At 44.0% G+C, this 22,996-nt stretch carries 24 protein-coding genes; 3 read left to right on the top strand and 21 right to left on the bottom strand.

Annotated features, from left to right (window positions below; translation table 11 throughout):
* Positions 1–624: 624 nt before the first annotated feature.
* Positions 625–2,529 carry a T9SS type A sorting domain-containing protein gene (locus tag FAM09_RS08935; protein ID WP_166437072.1) on the top strand — a complete coding sequence of 635 codons (1,905 nt, stop codon included), beginning with the start codon at positions 625–627 and terminating at the stop codon, positions 2,527–2,529.
* A gap of 301 nt (positions 2,530–2,830) precedes the next feature.
* Positions 2,831–4,723, top strand: coding sequence for a T9SS type A sorting domain-containing protein (locus FAM09_RS08930; RefSeq protein WP_166437071.1), 1,893 nt, complete (start codon positions 2,831–2,833; stop codon positions 4,721–4,723).
* Between the two features lie 161 nt (positions 4,724–4,884).
* Here the strand turns inward: FAM09_RS08930 and FAM09_RS08925 are convergent, their stop codons facing one another.
* The 14 genes from FAM09_RS08925 to FAM09_RS08860 all read right to left on the bottom strand — a co-directional run bounded on the left by FAM09_RS08925 (position 4,885) and on the right by FAM09_RS08860 (position 14,642).
* Positions 4,885–5,532: a toxin-antitoxin system YwqK family antitoxin gene (locus FAM09_RS08925; protein ID WP_136576756.1), complete on the bottom strand. Its 648-nt coding sequence runs from the start codon at positions 5,530–5,532 to the stop codon at positions 4,885–4,887.
* A gap of 257 nt (positions 5,533–5,789) precedes the next feature.
* Entirely contained in the window at positions 5,790–6,215 is a 426-nt protein-coding gene (gene aroQ, locus FAM09_RS08920) for a type II 3-dehydroquinate dehydratase (RefSeq protein ID WP_136576755.1), read from the bottom strand.
* Between the two features lie 161 nt (positions 6,216–6,376).
* The gene (gene carA / locus FAM09_RS08915; RefSeq protein WP_136576754.1) at positions 6,377–7,486 is read right to left on the bottom strand and encodes a glutamine-hydrolyzing carbamoyl-phosphate synthase small subunit; all 1,110 of its coding nucleotides are present in this window, start codon (positions 7,484–7,486) and stop codon (positions 6,377–6,379) included.
* 191 nt (positions 7,487–7,677) lie between these two features.
* Complete coding sequence (rplQ, locus tag FAM09_RS08910; RefSeq protein WP_136576753.1) at positions 7,678–8,181, bottom strand: 50S ribosomal protein L17; 504 nt, start codon at positions 8,179–8,181, stop codon at positions 7,678–7,680.
* A 130-nt stretch (positions 8,182–8,311) separates the two neighbouring features.
* Positions 8,312–9,313: a DNA-directed RNA polymerase subunit alpha gene (locus FAM09_RS08905; RefSeq protein WP_136576752.1), complete on the bottom strand. Its 1,002-nt coding sequence runs from the start codon at positions 9,311–9,313 to the stop codon at positions 8,312–8,314.
* A 126-nt stretch (positions 9,314–9,439) separates the two neighbouring features.
* A complete protein-coding gene (gene rpsD / locus FAM09_RS08900; protein WP_136576751.1) occupies positions 9,440–10,045 on the bottom strand; it encodes a 30S ribosomal protein S4 in 606 nt (201 codons plus the stop codon).
* Positions 10,046–10,199: 154 nt separating this feature from the next.
* Complete coding sequence (gene rpsK, locus FAM09_RS08895) at positions 10,200–10,604, bottom strand: 30S ribosomal protein S11 (protein WP_136576750.1); 405 nt, start codon at positions 10,602–10,604, stop codon at positions 10,200–10,202.
* Positions 10,605–10,798: 194 nt separating this feature from the next.
* Complete coding sequence (rpsM, locus tag FAM09_RS08890) at positions 10,799–11,179, bottom strand: 30S ribosomal protein S13 (RefSeq protein ID WP_081147898.1); 381 nt, start codon at positions 11,177–11,179, stop codon at positions 10,799–10,801.
* A gap of 123 nt (positions 11,180–11,302) precedes the next feature.
* Complete coding sequence (ykgO, locus tag FAM09_RS08885) at positions 11,303–11,419, bottom strand: type B 50S ribosomal protein L36 (RefSeq protein WP_010519235.1); 117 nt, start codon at positions 11,417–11,419, stop codon at positions 11,303–11,305.
* A gap of 22 nt (positions 11,420–11,441) precedes the next feature.
* Positions 11,442–11,660: a translation initiation factor IF-1 gene (infA, locus tag FAM09_RS08880; RefSeq protein ID WP_081147897.1), complete on the bottom strand. Its 219-nt coding sequence runs from the start codon at positions 11,658–11,660 to the stop codon at positions 11,442–11,444.
* A gap of 200 nt (positions 11,661–11,860) precedes the next feature.
* A complete protein-coding gene (locus FAM09_RS08875; RefSeq protein ID WP_136576749.1) occupies positions 11,861–12,268 on the bottom strand; it encodes a hypothetical protein in 408 nt (135 codons plus the stop codon).
* A gap of 159 nt (positions 12,269–12,427) precedes the next feature.
* Entirely contained in the window at positions 12,428–13,723 is a 1,296-nt protein-coding gene (locus tag FAM09_RS08870; protein WP_136576748.1) for an MFS transporter, read from the bottom strand.
* 34 nt (positions 13,724–13,757) lie between these two features.
* On the bottom strand, positions 13,758–14,012 hold the full coding sequence (locus FAM09_RS08865; RefSeq protein WP_136576747.1) for a hypothetical protein: 255 nt from the start codon (positions 14,010–14,012) through the stop codon (positions 13,758–13,760).
* A gap of 39 nt (positions 14,013–14,051) precedes the next feature.
* Positions 14,052–14,642, bottom strand: a complete 591-nt coding sequence (locus FAM09_RS08860) for a TetR/AcrR family transcriptional regulator (RefSeq protein ID WP_136576746.1) — start codon at positions 14,640–14,642, stop codon at positions 14,052–14,054.
* Between the two features lie 510 nt (positions 14,643–15,152).
* Between FAM09_RS08860 and FAM09_RS08855 the strand changes: the two genes are divergently transcribed.
* Positions 15,153–15,527, top strand: a complete 375-nt coding sequence (locus FAM09_RS08855) for a hypothetical protein (RefSeq protein ID WP_136576745.1) — start codon at positions 15,153–15,155, stop codon at positions 15,525–15,527.
* Positions 15,528–15,595: 68 nt separating this feature from the next.
* On the opposite strand, the gene FAM09_RS08850 is transcribed toward FAM09_RS08855, so the two are convergent.
* The 7 genes from FAM09_RS08850 to FAM09_RS08820 form a co-directional block, all read right to left on the bottom strand.
* Positions 15,596–16,714: an ABC transporter permease gene (locus FAM09_RS08850; RefSeq protein ID WP_136576744.1), complete on the bottom strand. Its 1,119-nt coding sequence runs from the start codon at positions 16,712–16,714 to the stop codon at positions 15,596–15,598.
* Between the two features lie 64 nt (positions 16,715–16,778).
* Positions 16,779–17,885 (bottom strand): ABC transporter permease, encoded by a 1,107-nt coding sequence (locus tag FAM09_RS08845; RefSeq protein WP_136576743.1) that lies wholly within the window; start codon positions 17,883–17,885, stop codon positions 16,779–16,781.
* A gap of 117 nt (positions 17,886–18,002) precedes the next feature.
* Entirely contained in the window at positions 18,003–18,752 is a 750-nt protein-coding gene (locus FAM09_RS08840; RefSeq protein ID WP_136576742.1) for an ABC transporter ATP-binding protein, read from the bottom strand.
* A 111-nt stretch (positions 18,753–18,863) separates the two neighbouring features.
* Entirely contained in the window at positions 18,864–19,793 is a 930-nt protein-coding gene (locus FAM09_RS08835; RefSeq protein WP_136576741.1) for an ABC transporter ATP-binding protein, read from the bottom strand.
* A gap of 48 nt (positions 19,794–19,841) precedes the next feature.
* Complete coding sequence (locus FAM09_RS08830) at positions 19,842–20,786, bottom strand: HlyD family secretion protein (RefSeq protein ID WP_136576740.1); 945 nt, start codon at positions 20,784–20,786, stop codon at positions 19,842–19,844.
* 108 nt (positions 20,787–20,894) lie between these two features.
* Positions 20,895–22,166 carry a TolC family protein gene (locus FAM09_RS08825; protein ID WP_136576739.1) on the bottom strand — a complete coding sequence of 424 codons (1,272 nt, stop codon included), beginning with the start codon at positions 22,164–22,166 and terminating at the stop codon, positions 20,895–20,897.
* Positions 22,167–22,204: 38 nt separating this feature from the next.
* Positions 22,205–22,813 (bottom strand): TetR/AcrR family transcriptional regulator, encoded by a 609-nt coding sequence (locus FAM09_RS08820; RefSeq protein WP_243751631.1) that lies wholly within the window; start codon positions 22,811–22,813, stop codon positions 22,205–22,207.
* Between the last annotated feature and the right edge of the window lie 183 nt (positions 22,814–22,996).

The following is a 22,996-nucleotide window of genomic DNA, read 5'->3' as shown; positions in this document are numbered from 1 at the left end:
GCCAACCGAAATGGCTTTCGGCTTGCAGCGAGGAGCTTGAAGCTTCTTCTAATGACAGGCTCTAAGAAAGATACCAGCTATTGCAACTACAAAAGGTATCCAGAAAAAGACGTAGCTATTTTTCATAATGGTATAAAGTTAGCATCAATCGCACACAAACCCCAATCGTTCATGTAATTTTGGGATAGCAAAAAAATCATATTCATTGTTTTTCAATGACTGAAGGCCAGGTTTTTGGTGGATATCACAAGTGGCATTAAAAATATCGATGATATATAAATGTATAGATAACCACTAATGGGGATAACTTGGATATAGAATATTAGTCATTTATACATTATTTTTGCGGCGCACAGAATTAAAAATCCCGGATCATTTTCTAATCTGGATTTTTCTTTCTAATATAGCGCTCTGAATTCTTCCTGTGAATATCCCACCATTTAAAGTCTCCAATCTTCCGGTAATATCTGTTCAATTAGTACCATTATTCCTTAGGGTGTAATGTTTGGCAGGTTCTGATGTTCCATCCTTTTTTAGTTTTAGTTATATCCTTCTCCATATTCCTTTGAAATGCATTCCTCCAAGTTCTATGTCCTTGGTTTGCTAAATATTAATGCACAATATATGAAGAAGGTTACCTCTACTCTCACAACGTTATTACTATGCCTGTATGTGAGCGCCCAGGTTGGCACCCTGGATGGCGGGTTCAATACAACAGGGTATGCCATTCAAAATTTCTTTGCTACCAATCAGGAATATGGCTCTGCCATTGGAACACACAGTGACGGCCGGGTTGTAGTGGCTGCAAAAAGCGATGATAAAACTTTTACTATCGTCCGTTATTTAACCGATGGCACATTAGACCCTGCTTTTGGTACTGGTGGTATTGTGCAATTGGAAGAAGCATCAGGTGCCGATGCGTTCCCATACGCATTAGCAGTAACAAGCGATAATAAAATTTTTGTTGTAGGATCCAGTTGGGTTTCCAGTATCGATTTCGGTGTACTTAAACTACTCGAAAACGGAACACCGGATGTTAGCTTTGGCGGCGACGGATGGGCTTCTATCCCTGTCGGCAGTTTTCGGGATATAGCAAGAGGTATTGCCATACAACCAGACGGTAAAATTTTAGTTGCCGGAGATGCAGAAACCGCGTCAAATAGTGGCATTTATAATTTTGCCGTAGCGCGCTTCAATGCCAATGGAACCCTTGATAATACCGGCTTTGGCACCAATGGTATAGTGAATATCGACATCAATGGCGACGACCGGGTATCTGGTGTGGTGCTGCAATCTGATGGAAAAATTATTGTCGGCGGCTCCTCTAACTACAGTTCTACCAATTCAGATTATACAGCAGTAAGGCTGAATACCGATGGTACTATCGATAATACAACATACGGCGTTAATGGTATTGCAAGCATAGATATCGAGGGCTTTGGCGCTCCTGGTTCAAACGACTGGGCAAATGCTATTGCCATACAACCAGATGGTAAGGTTATTTTAACCGGACAAACGCATACCGTAGGTATTGCAAACGGACACATAGCCACTGTTCGATTAACTACAGCCGGTGCACTAGACCCAACCTGGAACCCAACCGGTGCTATTGTTAATCCCTTCGCCGGAGTTACCAATACTGCTCCGGGCATTGCCGTCTTCAACGTTGGCGTTATCAATAACGATGAAGGCACCCGCTCTATAGGCATTCAAAGCGATGGGAAAATTATTGTTGGGGGAGACGGCGATGGCGAAAGCCCCAGTTTCGACTTTTTATTGATCCGCTATAATTCTAACGGTACTCCTGATAATACATTTAGCCTTGATGGTCTCGCTACTGCCGACTTAGGTGGTACAGATGAGATAGGTTATGCCATTAAATTGTTTGGCAACCGTATTTATATTGCTGGCACTACAATTGTTGGCGGACAGGAAGATTTTGCGATTGCCGCTTTTGAGAACGATGGTTCTCCGCTTCCAGTGGTATTATCACAATTCTATGCACAAAAACAAACCAGCAAAGTGGTATTGCAATGGCAAACCAGCAGCGAAGAAAATGTGAAGCAGTTTGTGATCGAGCGCAGCAATGATGGTAAAACCTATAAAGCGATCGGCACTGTAGCAGCAGCCGGCAACAGCACCCTTACTAAAAATTACTCTTTTGCCGATCAGTCGCCTTTCACCTCTGCCAATAACTATTATCGTTTGTTGATGCAGGATGTTGATGGCAACTACAAATACAGCAAAATACTCATCATTAAATTCGATGGTCAGTTAACTACCAACATGCAGGTGTTCCCAAGTAATGTAAAAGATATTCTGCAGGTTCAGTTACCCAATGGTTTAAATGGTAACGTAAGCTTACAGGTTATTGATATGAATGGACGCGTAGTAAAAAGAAATAACCTGGCTTCTGATGGCAGTGCGCTGAACACCACTGTAGATGTAAGCAACCTCACAAAAGGTGCTTATATCCTGAAAGCACAGGCTGGAAATACGTCAGTGATCAGCCGATTTACAAAACAATAGGCAATTGACAATAATCAACTAACAACAGCATAAATGAACTGGGACACATATCTGATAAAATGTGTCCCGGTTTTTAAATAATGGTTTTTGTATATTAAAAAACCGGGTAATACTTTTAAATCTGGATTTTTCTTTCTAATATAGCGCCCGGATTAAATCCTTCCTTTGAATTTATCTTAAGGCTCCAATCTCCCACAACCACTTGCGATTCCTTTGTATTTACTTACCCATTTTCCTTTGAGATAACACGCTTCCAAGTTCTATGTGCCTTTGCTTATTCAAAAGACACAATATAAAATTTATGAAGAAAGTTACCTCTACTATCACAATGTTCTTATTATGCCTGTATGTGAACGCCCAGATTGGCAGCCTGGACCCTACATTCAACGCTTCAGGAACGCCCGGATTCAGGATCGATAATGCCTCCGGTACACCTGACGGATATGAATTTGCCACATCGATGGCAATTACTAATGATGGCAAATTATTAGTTGCCGGACGTGCTGAAAACGACAATTATTTTCTCATAACCCGGTATACTATGGCCGGTGAAATTGATGCCACATTTGGCGCCGGTGGCGTAGTGAAGGTACGCTCGGAGGTAAATAACTCCGCACGAGGTTATGGTATGGTCCTTCAACCCGATGGCAAAATAGTGCTGGCAGGCTGGAACTGGCCTTCCACTATAGATTTTTGTGTAATGCGCTTCAATGCCGATGGCAGCTTTGACAACACCTTCGGCACAGGCGGAAAAGTTACTACACCAATAGGCGCCGGCAATGATGAAGGAACCAATGTGGCCCTGCAAAACGACGGCAAAATAGTGGTTACAGGTTCCAGCTTCAACGCCTCAGGCAATACTGATTATGTAGTATTGCGCTATACAGCTACCGGAGTAGTAGATAGTACATTTGGAACCAACGGCATTGTAATAACTGACATCAATGCTTATGATATACCGGAAGGTATTGCGATCAATAGCACCACCGGCGCCATAACAATAGCCGGCACCAGCAACTCAGACTATTCCCTGTTGGGAACCCACCATACCGGTAACGGAGATTTCACCGTTGTTCGGTATACATCTTCCGGTGCGCTCGATGGCTCCTTTGGCACAGGTGGTATAGCAACTTTCGATATTAGCTCCGGCTCGGCCGATGCAGCACATAGCCTGGCGGTTCAACCCGATGGCAAATTGATAGTGGCCGGCACTACAGTAAGGACAGTCAATAATAAAGATGTGGTTGTGATACGGCTAACGACCGCCGGCGCACTCGATCCCAGCTTTGGTACAGGCGGCATAGCAATCGAAAACTATGATGGGGTAAATTCGGATGACGATTGCCGCAGCGTAGCCTTGCAAAGCGATGGCAAGATCGTTATTGGCGGCAACGTTGACGCTTTCCCAAATACAACAGGGTTAAAACCAATAGGTTTAATGTTGATGCGTTTTACAGCTAACGGTGCGCTCGACCCTTCATTCAATGGAGATGGAAAAACAGCAGCCAATATAGCCTGGACAGATAATGATTTCGGCATGGCACTGGCACTCAGCGGTAGTCGTATTTACCTGGCCGGTAGCAGCGGTCAACCCAAGGACCTGGCTATAGCTGCTTTCCAGAATAGTGTTGGTGGGGCGCTTCCGGTAGTATTAACACAATTCTATGCACAAAAGCAAACCAGCAAAGTAAATTTGCAATGGCAAACCAGCAGCGAAGAAAATGTGAAACAGTTTGTTATTGAGCGCAGCAACGATGGTAAAAACTATAAAGCTATCGGCACTGTAGCAGCAGCCGGTAACAGCACCCTTACTAAAAATTACACATTTGCCGATCAGTCGCCTTTTACATCAACCAATAACTATTATCGTTTGCTGATGCAGGATGTTGATGGCAAATACAAATACAGCAAAATACTCATCATTAAGTTCGATGGCCAGTTAACCACCAACATGCAGGTATTCCCAAGTTATGTGAGAGATATCCTGCAGGTTCAGTTACCCAATGGTTTAAATGGTAATGTAAGTTTACAGGTTATCGATATGAATGGTCGCGTAGTAAAAAGAAACAACCTGGCTTCTGATGGCAGTTCGCTGAACACCACTGTAGATGTAAGCAACCTCACAAAAGGTGTTTATATCCTGAAAGCACAAGCTGGAAACACTTCAGTGATCAGCAGGTTTACCAAACAGTAAGCAACTAACAACGATCAAAATAAAAAGAGCCACGCTGTAAAGTGTGGCTCTTTTATTATTTATGGAACATAGCTATCCATCACTCACCACATTCATCGATCCTCGCGCTTCGCTTCCTGCCTTTCCCTACTTGCTACTCGCTATTTACTACTCGCCTTTAGTCAACCTCCCGTACTTCCATCTTTATACCTCACCTTCTTCTTACCCGAGTTCTTCTTTTCAAATTCCACCACTTCCTTCGGTTTTGCTACTGGTTTCTTTTCTGTTGTTACCGGAACTTTCGCTTCCTGCTCCAGCTTCCCCAACGTATACAATTCCGAGCGAATTACCCTGCCGGAAGCCGGATCATAATATTTCCATACCCCATGCTTGATGGCCGCACCTTCGTTCTTGATAACAACCGTGCGGTAGGTATCAAATTTATCGGGGTCCTCTATTTCAAGGGTATCATACTCTTTATCGGGGTTCAGGGCTTTCCAGCTTTGCTCCAGCTTTAATTCACCATCCCTGGTAAAATAGCGGCAGATGCTGTCCTTCAAACCCCATTTATAATATTCAATGCCAACGAGGTCGCCCATGAGGGTAAACAGCCGCCACTCCCCTTCTTTGCGGTTCTTTTCGAACCAGCCCTCTTCTTCGTACCCGGGTTCACCCCGTACATTGTCGTAATGCAGCTTCCAGGGTCCCCATTTCCGGTCAAGTTTATCGATCCGGTTCAGGGTATCGCCCGTTGAAGTCAATTTATAGCTCTTCCATTGGGCAAAACTGCTGGCAGAAAACATCAGGAACACAAATAATATCGATCGCATCTTTACAGGTTTGATAATGGTTATAAACTACCTCACAATCACAATAATAACGCCAATCCCGGCCGTTTCATTGCCAGGCCATATTATGGCGCTTTGTTAAATTTAACCAATATCCTGCGAAGAGGTCAATTTCTGATTTTGAGATTTAGAGATTTTTCGATTTGCTCAGGCTTGAGCTTTTCCGATAAATCTCAAAATCCCGAAATCCCGAAATCTCAAAATCAGCGATCACTTTCCTGGTAGTAATATGTAACAATCTAACTTTTAAGGCTTATCAGGTATTGTAACGCCAACTCGTACCCCTTCAGCCCGAGCCCGATAATACTACCGGCCGATTTGCCGGAAACGTGGGATAATTTGCGGAATTCTTCGCGCGCATGTACATTGGAGATATGTACTTCCACCACCGGGGTTTTTATGCCGGCAATAGCGTCGCCGATAGCTACGGAAGTATGTGTATAGCCGCCGGGGTTCATAATAATGCCGTCATAATCGAACCCTACCCGTTGCAATTCATTGATGAGCTCCCCTTCTACATTACTCTGATAATAATGAATGTGAACCTGGGGGTATTTGCTTTTCAAGGTACCGAGATAATCCTCGAATGAAGTACTGCCGTAAATACCGGGTTCGCGTTTACCCAACAGGTTCAGGTTGGGACCATTGATGATAGCTATTTTCATAATCTTTTGATGGCTGAATGGTTTGATGGCTGGGTGGCCGCATCTGCGAATGTCAGGTATCTGCGATAATCGCAAAACTGATCGCCCAACAATCAAGCCATTCAACCATCAATCAATCCAAAAACTTTCAGGTTAACCATTTTGATTAGCCCTCTCTGGTATTAGTTCATATGATCCTTGATCATATTGATAAAATCATCGAACAGGTAGCGGCTGTCGTGTGGACCAGGCGTGCTTTCGGGGTGATATTGCACCGAGAAAGCCGGTTGATCTTTCAGTCTGATACCTTCGATAGAATTATCATTCAGGTTCATGTGGGTTACTTCTACATGCTTCGCCTTTTTAACAGACTCCGGGTCAACCCCAAACCCATGATTCTGGGTTGTTATCTCGCATTTGCCGGTAAGCAGGTTCTTAACCGGATGGTTCAGCCCACGGTGGCCATGGTGCATTTTAAAAGTAGAAATATCGTTGGCCAATGCCAGCAACTGGTGACCAAGGCAAATACCAAAGGTTGGTTTTTTCTCTTTCAGCACTTCTTTCACCGTTACAATGGCATAATCCATTGCAGACGGGTCGCCAGGGCCATTTGAAATGAAATAGCCATTGGGAGCGAATTGCCTGAGTTCGGCAATGGGCGTTTTGGCCGGGAATACCTTAACATAAGCGCCGCGTTCAACCATACATTGCAGAATGTGCTGTTTGGTGCCAAAATCAAGCACGGCTATTTTAACCGGTGAATTGGGATCGCCCAATGTATAGGGCTCGCTGGTGCTTACCTTGCTGGCCAGTTCCAATCCGGCCATGGTGGGCACTTTAGCCAGTTCTTGCCGAAGTTGCTCCACATCCAGGATCTCGGAGGAGATGATGCAGTTCATGGCGCCTTTTTCACGCACATGCGTTACCAGCGCACGGGTATCAACCCCTTCAATGCACACAATGTTATTCTTGATCAGGTACTGATCCAATGATTCAGTAGCCTGTTTACGGCTGTATTGTTCTTCCAGGTTACGACCGATCATGCCACGGATCTTCACACTATCCGACTCAACATCAGTGTCTTTCGTTCCATAATTGCCCACATGCACATTGTTCATTATAACGATCTGACCAAAATAGCTGGGATCTGTAAATACTTCCTGGTAACCGGTCATTCCGGTGTTAAAACAAATTTCACCGGCTGTAGTGCCTACTTTTCCAAAGGCTTTACCATAATGAACGGAGCCATCTTCCAACAGCAGAACAGCGGGTTTTTGTTGCGTATTCGACATTTTTCGTTAAAAAATTTTACAAAGAAAAACAATAATTAACTATCTCATTTCACGAATTGTTCACAGCATCTTAAATTCTTTATATGGCTTGATGGCTTTATTGTTTGATGGAACCATCAATTAATTAGGGTCCAAAAAAAAGCAAGACTAATAAAAGTCTTGCTCCTTTATAAAAACCAATTCGATCATTTTTACTTTGCTGCTTTTTTTGCTGGTTTTTCTTCGGCTGCTTTTTCTTCAGCAGGAGCGGCGGCTTCGTCAGCTTTTTTACGGCTACCACCACGACGTGTTTTCTTCGCAGCTTCTTTAACTTCGCCTTTTCCTTTACCGTAGATCTCGTTATAGTCAACCAGCTCGATCATTGCAGTTTCAGCGTTATCACCTACGCGGATACCCAGTTTAATGATACGGGTATAACCACCAGGACGGCCACCGATCTTTTCGGCAATTGGTCCAAATAACTCAGTAACAGCCTCTTTGTTCTGCAGGTAGCTGAACACTACGCGGCGTTGGTGAGTGGTGTTGTCTTTAGCTTTAGTGATCAGCGGCTCAATGAATGTGCGCAGTGCTTTTGCTTTAGCTAAAGTGGTAGTGATACGCTTGTGATTAATCAGTTCACTAGCCAGGTTCTTCAGTAACGCCTTCCGGTGAGAAGCCGTTCTGCCCAGGTTGTTGATTTTGTCTCCGTGACGCATGACGATTTTGTTTTACCGACTGTACCGTGTCAGGAATTACAGTCTACGTTATTAAAATATTTCGGAATTTTTGATTTGGTGATTTTGGGATTTAAATCCCAAAAACGCTGAATCCCGAAATCAGAAATCACTAAAGTTCCTCTTTATCGAGACCTAACTTACTCAGGTCCATTCCGAAGTGCAGTCCTCTTTCAGCCAGCACCTGCTCAATTTCAGCAAGTGATTTCTGACCGAAGTTTCTGAACTTCATCAGGTCTTCCTGTTCGTACTGTACCAGTTCGCTCAAGCTGTTGATCTTGGCAGCTTTCAAACAGTTGAAAGCGCGTACAGACAGATCGAGGTCTTCCAGCGGAGTTTTGAGGATCTTGCGTAATTGCAACATTTGCTCATCAACCACATCCTCTTTCTTATCTTCTTTATTATCGAACGTAATGTTCTCGTCGGTGATGATCATCAGGTGCTGGATCAGGATCCGGCTGGCTTGTTTCACCGCTTCTTCAGGGTGAATGGTGCCATCGGTAGTAACTTCCATGATCAGCTTTTCGTAGTCAGTGCGCTGTTCAACACGCGTGTTCTCAATAGCGTACTTTACGTTTTTGATCGGGGTGAAGATAGCATCGGTAGGAATGTAACCGAATGGCGCATCTTTCACTTTGTTATCTTCAGCAGGAACATATCCGCGACCTTTGGAAACGGTCAGTTCAATGTCGAGCTTAGCTGATGAATCCAACGTGCAGATCAACAGATCGGGGTTCATGATGTCGAAGTTTTGAGTAGCTTCTCCGATCATGCCGGCTGTGAACTCTGATTTATTTTTAATGCTCAACGTCACTTTTTCCTGGCTCACTTCATGATCTACCTTCTTTTTAAACCGAACCTGTTTCAGGTTCAGAATGATCTCCAGCACATCTTCAGTAATACCCTTGATGGTAGCAAACTCATGGTCTACACCTTCAATACGAATACCTACGATTGCAAACCCTTCCAATGAACTCAACAATACCCTGCGCAAAGCATTACCGATGGTTACGCCGTAACCAGGTTCTAACGGGCGAAACTCAAACTGAGCTTCGAATTCCGTTGCTTTTTGTAAAACTATTTTGTCAGGTTTCTGGAAATTTAAAATGGCCATATTTTAAAATTTCGATTTTTTACTTCTTTATTAAAAGGTAGCTGTGACTTGCTAGTTGCTCGTATTGGTCGTGAGGCCGGCTTAGTGGGGGTTTCCCTTTCACGTTTGCCGTCTGCCGTTTCACGATTATTTGCTGTATAACTCAACAATCAATTGCTCCTTAATGTTCTCTGGAACGCTTTCCCGCTCAGGGTAAGCCACGAACGTACCTGTCATTTCAGTTTCGTTCCAGTCGAGCCAGCTGAACTTCTGATTTTTACCGCGGAAAACGCTGGTAATGGAAGTGTTTGTTTTGTCTTTTTCTTTAACGCTGATGATATCGCCGGGTTTCAACTGGAAAGAAGGAATGTTCACTACCACCCCGTTAACGGTAACGTGTTTGTGCGAAACCAACTGACGGGCACCAGGACGTGAAGGAGAAAGACCCAGGCGGTAAACGGCATTATCCAAACGGGCTTCCAGCAATTTGATCAGGTTTTCACCGGTAACACCTTTTAAGCGCGCTGCTTCTTCAAAGGTTTTGCGGAATTGTTTTTCCAATACGCCGTAAGTATATTTAGCTTTTTGCTTTTCTTTTAACTGTAATGCGTACTCTCCGGGAGCTTTACGTCTTTTTGAAGGACCATGTTGACCGGGAGGATTGCTGTTCTTGGTAAGATATTTACCATTGCCTAAGATAGGCTCGCCGAAAATACGGCATACTCTTGTTTTGGGACCAGTGTAACGTGCCATGTTGTTATTAAGTTAGATTTTTTGGTGACGATACACGATCCTAAAAATCTTAAAAATCAATCGTGTACCCTATTTTAATATTTAGAGATCTTGGGATTTAGCGATTTTGAGATTTAAATCCCTCAATCACCAAATCCCGAAATCAGCAATTATACTATACTCTTCTTTTCTTGGGAGGACGGCATCCATTGTGAGGCAGCGGAGTTACATCCTTGATCATTGCTACTTCAATACCATTTTGAGACAGGGACCGGATAGAGCTTTCGCGACCGGCGCCGGGTCCTTTTACATACACGTCAACTTTCTTCACACCTGCATCGAAAGCTGTTTTTGCAGCATCTGCAGCAGCCATTTGTGCGGCGTATGGGGTGTTCTTTTTAGAACCTTTGAAACCCATTTTACCGGCACTGCTCCAGGAAATAACCTGGCCGTTCTTATTGGTAATGCTGATGATAATGTTGTTGAAGCTAGCTGAAATATGAACATCTCCGTAGGTGTCCACTTTCACAATTCTTTTCTTCGCAGCGGCTTTTGCGCTGGGCTGTTGTGCTTTTGCCATAATTGTTTACAGGTAATCTTGTTTTAAAATAATCCCTTGTATGGGAACCAGATCAACACTCCGCCTGCACCTGGGTATCTGTAGCTGATCTGTTTTATATGGTGCATATAAACTAAGCAACAAGCCGTAAGCTGCAAGCTACAAGCGATTTTAATAAAGGCTTGAAGCTTACAGCTCGGAGCTTGCAGCTAATATTATTTCTTAGGCGCTTTCTTCTTACCGGCAACAGTTTTCCGTTTTCCTTTACGGGTACGGCTGTTGGTACGGGTACGCTGACCACGAACAGGCAATCCTTTACGATGACGTAAACCACGGTAGCAAGCGATATCAAGTAAACGCTTGATACTCATTTGCACTTCAGAACGCAACTGACCTTCTACCTTCAATTCGTTGGTAATAATGTTACGGATAGCGTTCAGTTCATCATCATTCCATTGATGCACTTTTTTGTCCAGTGGAATACCAGCTTTGGTAAGGATGTACTGGGCAGTTGAACGGCCGATCCCAAAAATATAGGTAAGACCTATTTCTCCTCTTTTATTCTTGGGTAAGTCTACACCGGCAATACGAGCCATAGTTCTTGTTTATTGTTTGTAGTTTGTAGTTTGTTGTTCTTCTAATCGATCAGCGTTTACAATCTGCAACAGCCATTTATTACCAATTGCATCTTGTTCCCGATAACTATCGGGGCCGATTGATTACCCTTGTCTTTGCTTGAAGCGCGGGTTCTTTTTGTTAATAACATATAACCGGCCCTTTCTACGCACAATTTTACAATCGGCGCTACGCTTTTTAATAGATGCACGAACTTTCATAACATTTATTTATTTACAGTGCTTACTTATAACGGAATATTATCCTTCCTCTCGTCAAATCATAAGGGCTCATCTCCACTCCCACTTTGTCACCCGGTAAAATCCTGATGTAGTTCATCCGCATTTTACCCGAGATTGTCGCCAGTATTTCATGACCATTCTCAAGTTTCACCTTAAACATGGCATTCGATAAAGCTTCAGTTATAACTCCATCCTGTTTAATCAGCGGTTGTTTACCCATATAATTTTAAGGAGCGCAAAGATATGATAATCGACCTAAAAAAGAAAAAAATAAGAAATAATTAAAAATAATTGATCATTTTCCCCTTAATTCCCAACCCCACCGGGCAAAAAGAAACAAGGAATATTGACTGCCAAAGTAAAACACAACCTTCGGCCCAACACTCCTTGCTCTTTTATAAATAACTGAAAATAAACTATTTAATGTGCCGCCGCCGGCATCAGTTCTACCTTGGTCATCTGATAATAATGGTTTTGCAGCTCATGCACATGGATAGGCTGGTTCAGGTACCGGTGATCTTCACGCCACCATATTTCCATCTGGCTAAAGTTGCCTTTTTGGGGCAACAGCACCCGGAAAGAGTCTTTCACATATTTCACAGATCCATTTCCGTTCTCAGTTTGTGTAAAACCCAGCCGCTTCATTTGTTCATCGTTCAGGGGCACCGGGTACAGATGATCGGGGGTATACCAGAATTCCTGTACGCCTGTTTCCACACACACTTCCTTATCTTCCCTGTTGATGTCCTTTACCATTCCTTCCCTTTGCTGGCCATCGTATTCAGCCGAAACAATATCTCCAAATTTAAGTTCTGAAATTTTGATCATATGACAGCATTTTTTAGTTGATTTCTAATTTACAAAAGGGCTGTCATATAACAATGAATTAGCTTCAGTATATATCCCCTGATTATTAAGGCGCCCTGGTTACCAGATACCGGTTTCCGGTTACCGGGCTCCCGGAAACTGGCGCCGGTAACCGGTAACTTATTCTATCACAAAAGCCTCCGCCTTCATCTCCCGGGCCGGTTGTGGTACATTTGCCGCCAGTTTCCTGCTTACCTGCCGGTTTATAAAGTACATCATTACAATCACCGCCAGCATCGATGCAATTACAATTACCCCCAGGGTACTGTAATGGTGCAATTTCTTATCGGGTCCCTCGCTGATCACATGTCCGGCCAGGAAGGCCGCTAAACCGCCCGCAAACTGCTGAACCGATGAGTTGATGCTCATGAACGCTCCCCTGTCCTGCGGCTGCGGAATAGCGCTTATGAGGGCTGAAGAAGTAGCCATTCTGGCCAGGATGCCGGCAAACATCAACACATTGATCGCAATAACCACCGTCAGCGGCGTTACGCCCAGGTTGGTGTAAATGGCCACCATGGTTATGGTCAGTATGCTTCCACCCACAAAAACCCTGTACTTGCCCAGTTTATCGCCCAGGTACCCCGTGAGCGGCCCAAAAACAAAAGAGAATACGCCCGATACGCCATACAAAACCGGCAGATCTTCCTGCCTGATGCCCAGGTTATTTACGCTAAACGCGCTGCCGAAAGGCATCAGCATGAACCCGCCGGTAGCCAGCAAAGTAGTGGTTAGAAAAGCCATCAGGTACCGTGAGTTGGAAACGGTATTTCCCACATGTTCAAACGGGGTGCGTTCGTTTTTCAGGTGTAAATGTGCGGTAACCGGCTTCATTTTCAACACAATGATGATCCCCGGCACCAGGCCAACTGCTACGATCAGCCAGAAGGGCGCATGCCAGCTATAGTGGTTGGCCAGGTAAAGGCCGATAGGCAACCCCAAAACCTGGCTGGCGGCAAAGGCCATTTGAATAAAGCCCATTACCCGGCCTCTTACTTCCAGCTTGAACAGATCGGTTACAATAGCCATACTTACAGAGCCGATCACTCCGCCGAAAATACCGGTTACAATACGGGCGCCCAGCAAAAAGTGATAATTGGTGGCCATAGCGCACAACGCTGTACCTATTAAAAATCCGATATAGAAGAAGACGAGCAATTTTTTACGGTCGAAATAATCGGCATAGATCGCCGCCAGCAGTCCCGAAGCGCCGGCGCTGAATGCATAGGCCGATACCGCCATTCCGAACTGGGCAGGGCTGATTTTTAATTGCGGCATCAGTATGGCGCCCAGGGGCGACATAACCATAAAGTCGAGGATTACGGTAAACTGCAAAAAGGCCAGGATAGCTATCACAAAGACCTCATATCCGGTAAAAGTAGGTTTGGCAGGTTGGTTTGGTTTGGTACTCTTCATTTGATTCGGTTTGAACTTTTAATTAATCTTACTTCTAATCTGGCAATTCCTCACATAAATACCCCGTAGCAGTCACCAGGCGGATAATATCTTCCGGTAATAACCAGGCTGTTTCAATGCGCAATACATTGTCGATATCCAGCTGGTCAACATTCCATTTAAGAATGCCGGGCGTGTTGCACATGAGCGGTGAAATGTGATGGATATCTCTTGCAGACATCAGGTTGGTTTTGAAAACCAGTACCTGCATCTTTTGTTCCCGGTAAGCGATAGGTTTAATCATATTCATAAAAATGAACATTCATTTAGTTAATTGGACAAAAAAATATCAGGGTTTCAGGGCTTTGATCACCAGCTGCAGTGTCTGGTTCACTATGTCGTCATTAATGCTGAACTTTTCGCTGGCCGGACTACTTCCCTGTGCATGGAATTTTATCAGCTGGTACAAAGGGGCAAATGCAATGGACCAGTATACCTCAAAAGGAAGCGGCTGCAGTTCTCCCCTATTGATGGCATTGTGAACGAAGCGACCCAGCACATCACCAAAGTTTTGCCTGATAGAGTCCCGCACCGAATCATATGTAGGCATATAACGGATCTGTTCTATGAACTCTACATCCAGCGGGTGTTTGAAAAAGAACTCCATCCGGTTCTTCCACTGTAGTTCCAACCCATCGGCAAACGACATTTTGGGGTGCATACCCTTCAAGCTGGTCTCCATCAGGCGGTGACTGACGGTGGTGGCGATCTGTGTAATGAGGTCGTCGCGGTCTTTGTAATAGATGTACAGGGTTGCAGGCGAAACATTGGCTGCTTTGGCCAGCTTTTGCATGCTGAAGCCGTCAAGGCCTTCCTTTACGATCATTTCGATCGCTTTCTCCTGAATAATATTTTCTTTATTTACGTCTCTCGTACGCATTGCAATGCAAATATAAATGAATATTCATTCATTTATGAAATCTTTTACCGGGAATTTCAGGGGTTTTACTGGTGAATGGAGGAGAGACAGCTCCCCTACTCAAATGTGCCTCGTCCTCTCTGACCATTGCCTAACCATTGCCTGGGTATTGCCTGGGTATTGCCTTGCAACCATGTGTTCCTGTAGGATCCCTGTAGTATACGCGTAGTGTACGTAGGCCATCCTGCTACCAGTTTGCTACAATACCGGTACCATTACAGTACCATCTGCGCCAGCCATCAAGGGGCCCTGCACTGATCCTACTTACCGAAACTTTTACTGAAGAAGTACCCAATCGCCTGCATTGCACAACGTAATTTTCTGATTGTGACTATTTTATTGCGTTTATACCCAGATATCTTTTTTCAGATGATGCAAGTTAATTGTACCTTTGCGCGTCAGATACATTAAGCATGCAACGAAAACGGGTATCCGGTTGTCGTACTGCTGTTAGCCATGAACTCAAATATTATGATAAAAACAATTTTGTCTATCCCGCTGGTATTGCTGCTATTTACAGCATGCCGCAAAACAAGCAATCCTACGGTGTTTGACCTGGGGGTAGACATGCAGGCTTCTTTTAACAAGGACCATGTACAGGTATTAATAGACAATCAGCCTTTATTGAACTCAGAGGTAACTACCATCAATTTATTGGGAATTGCTAAAAGCATCTCTACTGCCGCCACCGAAGGAAACCATTCAATAAAAGTTATTGTAAACGATAGTATCGTTAAAACGGAAAACTTTACCCAATCCGGCAATTTATATATTGGCGTTAACTATAACAAAGCCACCAATACAGTATCAATTGCTTATTCAGCACGCCCGTACACGTATATTTAAAGAGAGATAGGGAACTAAAAATATTACAGTCACGCCAATTGGCGTGACTGTTTTTTTCGAAGTTTATCTCAGGAACGCTTTTTATAATGGATCACCGCCCAGGTATTTAACACAACAGCAAATCCCAACACGGTAAACAGGTGCGTACTGATATCTTTCAATCCACTCCCCTTCAATACCACCATACGCATTACATCAATAAAGTAGGTAACCGGGTTTACCCTGGTAATGGCTTTTGCCCATGCCGGCATACTGTCGATGGAGGTATATAAGCCGCTTAATAAAATAAACACCATCATCATAAAGAACGATAACAACATGGCCTGTTGCTGGTTACTGGTATAGGTCGATAACAGCAACCCCAATCCCAGCACCGCGAGCAGGTACACGGCCGCAAACGTATAGATCACCAGCAAACTGCCGGTTGGTACAATGCCATACGCTACCCTGGCCAGGGTGAGCCCGATGGTTAAGATCAATAATCCCAGGATCCAGAATGGAATGAGTTTCCCCAGAATGAAATGATATTTTTTAACAGGCGTTACGTTGATCTGCTCGATGGTACCGATCTCCTTTTCACGCACAATGTTTAACGATGCCAGGAATGCCCCTACCATAGTCACCAATACCACCAGGATCCCGGGCACCATAAAATATTTGTAATTCATGGAAGTATTGAACCAGTTGGAAGAAGTGACTTCTATCTGCAATTCGGGATTGAACCGGGGTAACTGCACCCATTTCAACCGTACTTCCCTGTTATAATCCTGTATAATGCTTCGCAGGTAGGCACCGCCCAGGTTCGCTTTTACGCCATTAATAGCATTAATGGCCATGAATAAAGTAGCTTCATTTTCCCTGATCAGCTTCTTTTCAAAATCGGCCGGTATTTCCAACACCAGGTCGGCTTCATCGTGTTCTATGTGCTGCATGGCATTGAGGTAAGAACCTGAATAATCCTGCAGTTTGAAATAACCCGAAGATGTTACTTTGTTAACCAGTTGCCGGGAATATTGCGAATGATCATGGTCTACCACACTGAGTTGAATATTCTTCACTTCATAATCTGCCGCCCACGGTAATATCAACAATTGTATGGAGGGCATCATAAATATGATGCGGATAATAGATGGATCGCGGAATATTTGCCGGAACTCTTTTTGCAATAGAAAACGTAAGGTTCTCATATTAATAATTTCCCCCGGCTCCGCCAGCTGGCGGAGAGCATGGGCATTTAACAATAGCGATTACTTAAGCCAGCCTGATCTTAAAACTCCTGATGCTCAATACCAACAAAAACAAAAGCATTCCGGTAAGTACCAGTGTCTCTTTCCACACGGCTGCAATACCCAGCCCTTTGATCATCACTTCTTTTACGATATAATAAAACCATTTGGCCGGTACTATATTCGAAATGATACGCAACGGCAATGGCATGTTTTCAATAGGGAACATAAAACCGCTGAGCATAATGGTTGGCAGAAACATCCCCGTCAAAGCAATGAACATGGCGGTTTGCTGCGAATCGGTTTTTGTGGAAATGAATAAACCAAACGCCAGGCAGGTAAGCGTATAAAGAATGCTCTCAAAGATCAGCAACAACAGGCTGCCATTGATAGGCACATCCAGCACAAACACGCTCAGCAACAGGATACTTGTAATATTTACAACAGATAATAATAAATACGGTACCGCTTTGGCCACTACGATCTTGAATGGCTGCATGGGCGATACCAGCATAATTTCCATGGTGCCTAATTCTTTCTCCCGCACAATAGTAATGGCCGTCATTAAGGTGCACACCAGCATCAACACCATGGCCATAACACCCGGAACAAAACTATACGCGCCTTTTAGTTGCGGATTATATAGCATGCGCATTTCCGTTTTAATGGTATAGGGCAATTGCCGATTGTTGGTAATGCGGTCCTGGTAATCCATGATAATGGCCGTAGCATAATTGGTCAAGGTGTTGGCCACGTTCGGGTCCGATGCATCAGCGATAAGTTGTACCTGGGCAGTATTAAAATGATTAAGGTGGTTGGCAAAATTTTCAGGGAAGATGACCGCCAGTTTGATCTTTCCTTTTTTGAAAGCGCCTTCAATTTCCTGGTAAGAATGCAGGTCCTGTGCAATATCAAAATAGCGGCTGGCATCCAGCTCACTGCGGAGCGTTTGCGTGGCAAGGTCGTTCGACTGATCGAAGATGGCGATCTGTGAATTCTTTACTTCATTGGTAAGTGCAAATCCAAAAATGAGGATCTGCATAATGGGCATACCCAATAAAATAAACAGGGTGCGTTTGTCGCGCCCTATATGGTGAAACTCTTTTTTGACGAAAGACAAGAACTGTTTCATTTTATAAAAGTTCGTTTATTATCATGATTCTCTATTAACTGATGGTTGAATAGCTTTATGGCCTGATTGTTAATACCACCCCGCAATCGGTACTTCATCCATCAAACAATTAAACAATTAATCTGCCGCCCTCTTCGCCTTCCTGGCCAGCTTCAAAAACACCTCATCCATCGATCTTACTTCAAATGTCCTTTTCAATTGGGCCGGCGTATCCAGCGCATCAATGCGTCCATCAACCATGATAGAAACGCGGTTACAATACTCGGCTTCATCCATATAGTGCGTCGTTACAAATATGGTAATACCCGATTCGGCCGCTTTGTAGATCATATTCCAGAACTCACGCCGGGTAACGGGATCCACACCACCGGTGGGCTCATCCAAAAACACAATCTCAGGTTCATGAAAAATGGCAACGGAAAAGGCAAGCTTTTGTTTCCAGCCCAGCGGTAAAGATCTCACCAGTTTATTGGCTTCCGCTTCCAGGTGCAGTTCTTTTAATAAGAAAGCTGTTTTCTCTTTTATGAAAGCATCACTTTTACCATAAATGCCGGCGTAAAACCGGATGTTCTCTTTTACCGTCAGGTCTTCATACAGAGAAAACTTCTGGCTCATGTACCCGATGCTTCTTTTGATGTGCTCGGTTTGTTTATAAACATCAAAGCCCGCCACGGTTGCTTTGCCGGAAGTTGGGATGGAAAGTCCGCATAACATACGCATGGCCGTTGTTTTGCCGGCGCCATTGGCACCGAGGAAACCAAAGATCTCCCCTTTCTTTACTTCAAACGAAATGGCGTCAACCGCAGTGAAATCACCGAAGCGTTTGGTGAGTGTTTCTGCTTGTATAGCTGTGTTGTTTGTTATCATTAGTATCTAAATCAATAGTGAAAAATCGGGAATCGTGAGTTGTCAGTGGTCACTGGGGAGTGCGTTCCTGAATATTCAGGAACGCTGCACTTTCGGCAACCTTACCCACACTCACAATTCACCACTCACCTTCATCAATGCAATAAAGCAATCTTCTATATCGGCCCTGATGGTTTTAACATCAGGCTGGTGGTAATTATGCTGCTGTAAAAAATCCGAGACTGTATTAGCCGAATATCCGTCTTTCAGCACTACGTGATGGTATTCACCAAAAGGATAAGCATTCTGCACGCCTTCAAAATTTTGCAGGTCATTCAACAACTGCAGCATGTTGCTATCTTTTACTGCCACCAATGGTTGCCTGAAAGAATTGATCACGCCTTCCGGGCTGTTCACCGATAATATTTCACCATTCTGTATCAGAGCAACCCGGTCGCACAGGCTGGCTTCATCCATATAAGGTGTTGATACCAGGATGGTGATGCCCTGCTTTTTGAGGCTGCGCAGCATTTCCCAGAATTCCTTGCGCGACACAGCATCTACTCCGGTAGTAGGTTCATCGAGGAACAATACCGAGGGTTTGTGGATCAACGCGCAGCTCAGCGCCAGTTTTTGTTTCATGCCACCCGATAATTTGCCTGCTCGTCGGTCTTTAAATGGTTCAATTTGCGAATAGATGTCTTTAATGAGATCGTAATTCTCTTTTACAGTTGTATTAAAGATGGTAGCAAAAAAATCCAGGTTCTCTTCAATGGTCAGGTCCTGGTACAACGAAAAGCGCCCGGGCATATATCCTACCCGTTGGCGAATGGCTTTAAAATCCTTTACCACATCCAGGCCATCCACTGAAGCAGTGCCGCCATCGGGCAATAATAAAGTGGTGAGAATACGAAACAATGATGTTTTACCGGCGCCATCGGGACCAATGATACCAAAGAGTTCCCCTTGTTCCACCTCAAAAGAAATACCTTTCAGGGCCGTTACAACATCCTTTTTCTTACCATACTGCTTTTTGAGATTATTAGCGATTACTGAATACATGTGTACAAGTTGAAAAGTTGATAGTGTTGACAGAGGCTCCTCTATAAACTATTTAACAAACAAAACCTCCCCATACATTCCGATCTTCAAATACCCATCATTCTTCACCCTTACTTTAACAGCATATACTAAATTGGCCCTTTCTTCCTTGGTTTGAATCGTCTTCGGCGTGAACTCTGCTTTGTCTGATACCCAGGTAATGGTACCGGGATATTCACGGTATGCTTTGGCGCCGCTATCGATCATTACTTTTACAGACTGGTTCAACTTAATTTGCGGCAATTGTGTACCGGTAATATAGGCCCGCAACGTCAATGTATCGAGGTTGGCGATCTTGTATAATGCCTTTCCCGCAGAAGTCACCTCACCGGCTTCGGCATACTTGGTAATAACAGTACCATTAACAGGGTTGATGATCCGGGCTTTGCCTATTTGCTCACTCAGTTGTTCAACTCTTTTTTCGAGCGGCTTCTTTTCGCTGAGCACAGAACGGTTTTGCGTGCTGGTGTTGGTACGTTGTACATTGATCTGCTGGCGGGTAACGTCCATTTGTTTTTGCATCACATCGATCTGTGCGTTGATATCATCCAGTTGTTTGCCGGTAGCCGCATCCTGTTTCAACAGGTTTTCAATACGCGTGCGTTCGTGTTGCAGGTTGTTCAATTGCGATTGCTGAACAGCCAGTTGCTCCTGCAATAATTTTATCTGCGGCAATACATTGGATGTTTTTTCCTGCAATGCTTCAATGCTGGCCTGGATCTGTTCTTTTTGCAACGACAGGTTTTCTGCATCGATAATACCTACCACATTTTCTTTCGGGATGGTTTGCCCTTCAAACACATTAAACGATAATATTTTACCACTTTGTTCGGCAGAAACGATCACCTCTTCAACCTCAAAAGTTCCTGATGCGTCAAATTTTTGGGCGTTACGGTTACAGGCAGCAAACAACACTGCCGTAGCACTAATAAGGGTTACAAAAAATTTATTCATGATCTTTTATTTATCAATGTTATCTATTTATATCGCATCTCGTTCCTTCGACTTCGCTCAGGATGCCCGATGCTTTTTAATCGTCCGTTCGACTACGCTCAGGACCAATTACTGATTGCCTGATAAGGTACGATAATTGATCTGGGCCTGGATCAATTGCAACTGATGCGCAATAAGCGATTGCCTTGCCTGGTCTTCGGCATTTACTTCTTTCAGATAATCATTGGCAGTGATCACCCCATTCGACAATTGCGCATTTGCAGCTTCTTTAACCTGCGTTCGAATGCTGATGATCTGCTGATCACTCTGCACCAACTGCTGCAGTTTATCCAGTTCCGCCTCCTGTTGTTTGAGCTGCGTATTGGTGTTGAGCATAAATAACTCTTTCTGCACATCAACCATCCGTTGATTTACCTGCAACAATTCCCGTTCTTTTTTCGTGGTGTATAAACTGCCCAGCCCCCAGTTCAACCGTACACCGGCTACATAAAAAAGGTCAAACTCATTTTTGAGCATATTCAAACCCGGCCGGCCATAACCTCCCTGCACAAACAAACTGGTGCGTGGCCGGTTCTTCGCGCTGATCAATTGGTTTTGTACCTTGAACAACTCGCTTTGATAGTTGTATAATTTCAACTCAGGACGGGCAATGGTTTCCTTTGCAAAGGTCATCACAATAGCAGGTTGTTCTAACTGCACATTGGCGGGCAGTGACTTGTTAATGAATAGTGATAATACATCTACCAATCCTTTGCGATTGGCATTCAGTTCAATTATGCGCTGATCGTTCTTCATCAACTCCGCTTCCAGCGTTAACTGGCTCGAACGGAAAGCCGTTCCATTCTTTACCTGCGCTTCTACTCTTTTAATTCCTAATTGTATATCATTTTTTACCAGCGCCACCTGTTTCAGTTGCTCATCTACCAACAGGATGCCGAGGTACAGCTGGTTGATGCGATCTTTCACTTTATACAACTCCACTTCCGCTTTCTGATCTTCCACCAACGCATTGGCATTTTGTACGTTCTTCTGCGCCGACGTTGCGCCCCCATCATACACCAGTTGGCTTAACTCAGCCTGTATCTTATACTGATCTTTACTGGGCTCTTCAATTTTAACACCCGGGATACTCACCGGCACACTGGTTACGTCTGATTGGTAAGTAGCCTGACCGGAGATATTCAATTGCGGAAGAAACCCTTTACGCAGGTTTTCAATGGTAAGGTTGGCCGTTTGGCGAACCAGGTCCTTTTGTTTGATCAACGGGTAGTTTTGCCTGGCCAGATCATAAGCCTGCTCCAGGGCGAGCCGGCTGTTGTCCTGCGCCTGCACAGCTACCGCCAGCAACAGTACCGCTATAGAAAGACAACTTTTAATCATAAGGTTTAACCATTTAGTTAATAACATGATAAAAAAATTTATTTCTTAATTGAATCTATTACAAACTTTACCACGGTCTTTTTACGCTGCTCCATCATTTGCAGAAACTCCTCATCATTTGTTTTGGTGATCCATTGCACTATGGGACGGGCCATAAATGGGAAAATACACAGGGACACCATGTTGATCATCAATTCATACCCCTTAATGGATTTGATCTCACCCTTCTTTACCAGCGATGCCACATGCTCTTCTATTTTATCAATAGGTGGCCGGTGATTGCCCCAGATCTTTTTCATCATCTCTTTGGGATTCCGGTTTATCTCATTCAGGACAAAAATGGGCAACAGCGGATTTTGCACCAGGGTATCAATATATTCCCACACAAACTTTTCAATCTTTTCAAACAGCGGAAGTTCTGAAAGCATAATCGTTGTCACTTTGGGCATGAACTTCTGCGCTTCTTCAGTAAAGATCCGCTCGAATAGCTTATCCTTACTGCGGAAGTAATAGTGTAACAAGGCTTTATTAATGCCTGCCTTATCGGCAATGTCCTGCATACGCGCTCCATCGAGCCCGTTTTCCAAAAATACCTGCTTGGCAGCGTCCAGTATCTTTTGCTCAGTGCTTATGTCGTTATTTGTCACTTTAGCCACGTAGTTTAACCATTTGGTTAAACACAAAGATAAATCAGAAAATTTGATACCGCCAAGCTTTTTCAAAAAAAAATCGTCTGCCCATGTTTTAAGACAGACGATCAACCCAAAACAATATTTTATTAAATAAATGGATGTTAATTATCAGGAACCGCTGCAAGCTGCAAGCTACAA

This window comes from Niastella caeni (genome assembly GCF_004834005.1).
GTDB classification, from domain to species: Bacteria; Bacteroidota; Bacteroidia; order Chitinophagales; family Chitinophagaceae; genus Niastella; species Niastella caeni.
The sequence above is the reverse complement of the archived record's forward strand: the minus strand, read 5'-3'. Positions and strand labels throughout refer to the sequence as shown.

What these genes read in the sequence shown, in the direction of transcription:
- FAM09_RS08935 (WP_166437072.1), top strand. Translation starts at nt 625, where the DNA reads ATGAAGAAGGTTACCTCTACTCTCACAACGTTATTACTATGCCTGTAT.
- FAM09_RS08930 (WP_166437071.1), top strand. Translation starts at nt 2,831, where the DNA reads ATGAAGAAAGTTACCTCTACTATCACAATGTTCTTATTATGCCTGTAT.
- FAM09_RS08925 (WP_136576756.1), bottom strand. Translation starts at nt 5,532, where the DNA reads ATGCGATCGATATTATTTGTGTTCCTGATGTTTTCTGCCAGCAGTTTT.
- aroQ (WP_136576755.1), bottom strand. Translation starts at nt 6,215, where the DNA reads ATGAAAATAGCTATCATCAATGGTCCCAACCTGAACCTGTTGGGTAAA.
- carA (WP_136576754.1), bottom strand. Translation starts at nt 7,486, where the DNA reads ATGTCGAATACGCAACAAAAACCCGCTGTTCTGCTGTTGGAAGATGGC.
- rplQ (WP_136576753.1), bottom strand. Translation starts at nt 8,181, where the DNA reads ATGCGTCACGGAGACAAAATCAACAACCTGGGCAGAACGGCTTCTCAC.
- FAM09_RS08905 (WP_136576752.1), bottom strand. Translation starts at nt 9,313, where the DNA reads ATGGCCATTTTAAATTTCCAGAAACCTGACAAAATAGTTTTACAAAAA.
- rpsD (WP_136576751.1), bottom strand. Translation starts at nt 10,045, where the DNA reads ATGGCACGTTACACTGGTCCCAAAACAAGAGTATGCCGTATTTTCGGC.
- rpsK (WP_136576750.1), bottom strand. Translation starts at nt 10,604, where the DNA reads ATGGCAAAAGCACAACAGCCCAGCGCAAAAGCCGCTGCGAAGAAAAGA.
- rpsM (WP_081147898.1), bottom strand. Translation starts at nt 11,179, where the DNA reads ATGGCTCGTATTGCCGGTGTAGACTTACCCAAGAATAAAAGAGGAGAA.
- ykgO (WP_010519235.1), bottom strand. Translation starts at nt 11,419, where the DNA reads ATGAAAGTTCGTGCATCTATTAAAAAGCGTAGCGCCGATTGTAAAATT.
- infA (WP_081147897.1), bottom strand. Translation starts at nt 11,660, where the DNA reads ATGGGTAAACAACCGCTGATTAAACAGGATGGAGTTATAACTGAAGCT.
- FAM09_RS08875 (WP_136576749.1), bottom strand. Translation starts at nt 12,268, where the DNA reads ATGATCAAAATTTCAGAACTTAAATTTGGAGATATTGTTTCGGCTGAA.
- FAM09_RS08870 (WP_136576748.1), bottom strand. Translation starts at nt 13,723, where the DNA reads ATGAAGAGTACCAAACCAAACCAACCTGCCAAACCTACTTTTACCGGA.
- FAM09_RS08865 (WP_136576747.1), bottom strand. Translation starts at nt 14,012, where the DNA reads ATGAATATGATTAAACCTATCGCTTACCGGGAACAAAAGATGCAGGTA.
- FAM09_RS08860 (WP_136576746.1), bottom strand. Translation starts at nt 14,642, where the DNA reads ATGCGTACGAGAGACGTAAATAAAGAAAATATTATTCAGGAGAAAGCG.
- FAM09_RS08855 (WP_136576745.1), top strand. Translation starts at nt 15,153, where the DNA reads ATGATAAAAACAATTTTGTCTATCCCGCTGGTATTGCTGCTATTTACA.
- FAM09_RS08850 (WP_136576744.1), bottom strand. Translation starts at nt 16,714, where the DNA reads ATGAGAACCTTACGTTTTCTATTGCAAAAAGAGTTCCGGCAAATATTC.
- FAM09_RS08845 (WP_136576743.1), bottom strand. Translation starts at nt 17,885, where the DNA reads ATGAAACAGTTCTTGTCTTTCGTCAAAAAAGAGTTTCACCATATAGGG.
- FAM09_RS08840 (WP_136576742.1), bottom strand. Translation starts at nt 18,752, where the DNA reads ATGATAACAAACAACACAGCTATACAAGCAGAAACACTCACCAAACGC.
- FAM09_RS08835 (WP_136576741.1), bottom strand. Translation starts at nt 19,793, where the DNA reads ATGTATTCAGTAATCGCTAATAATCTCAAAAAGCAGTATGGTAAGAAA.
- FAM09_RS08830 (WP_136576740.1), bottom strand. Translation starts at nt 20,786, where the DNA reads ATGAATAAATTTTTTGTAACCCTTATTAGTGCTACGGCAGTGTTGTTT.
- FAM09_RS08825 (WP_136576739.1), bottom strand. Translation starts at nt 22,166, where the DNA reads ATGATTAAAAGTTGTCTTTCTATAGCGGTACTGTTGCTGGCGGTAGCT.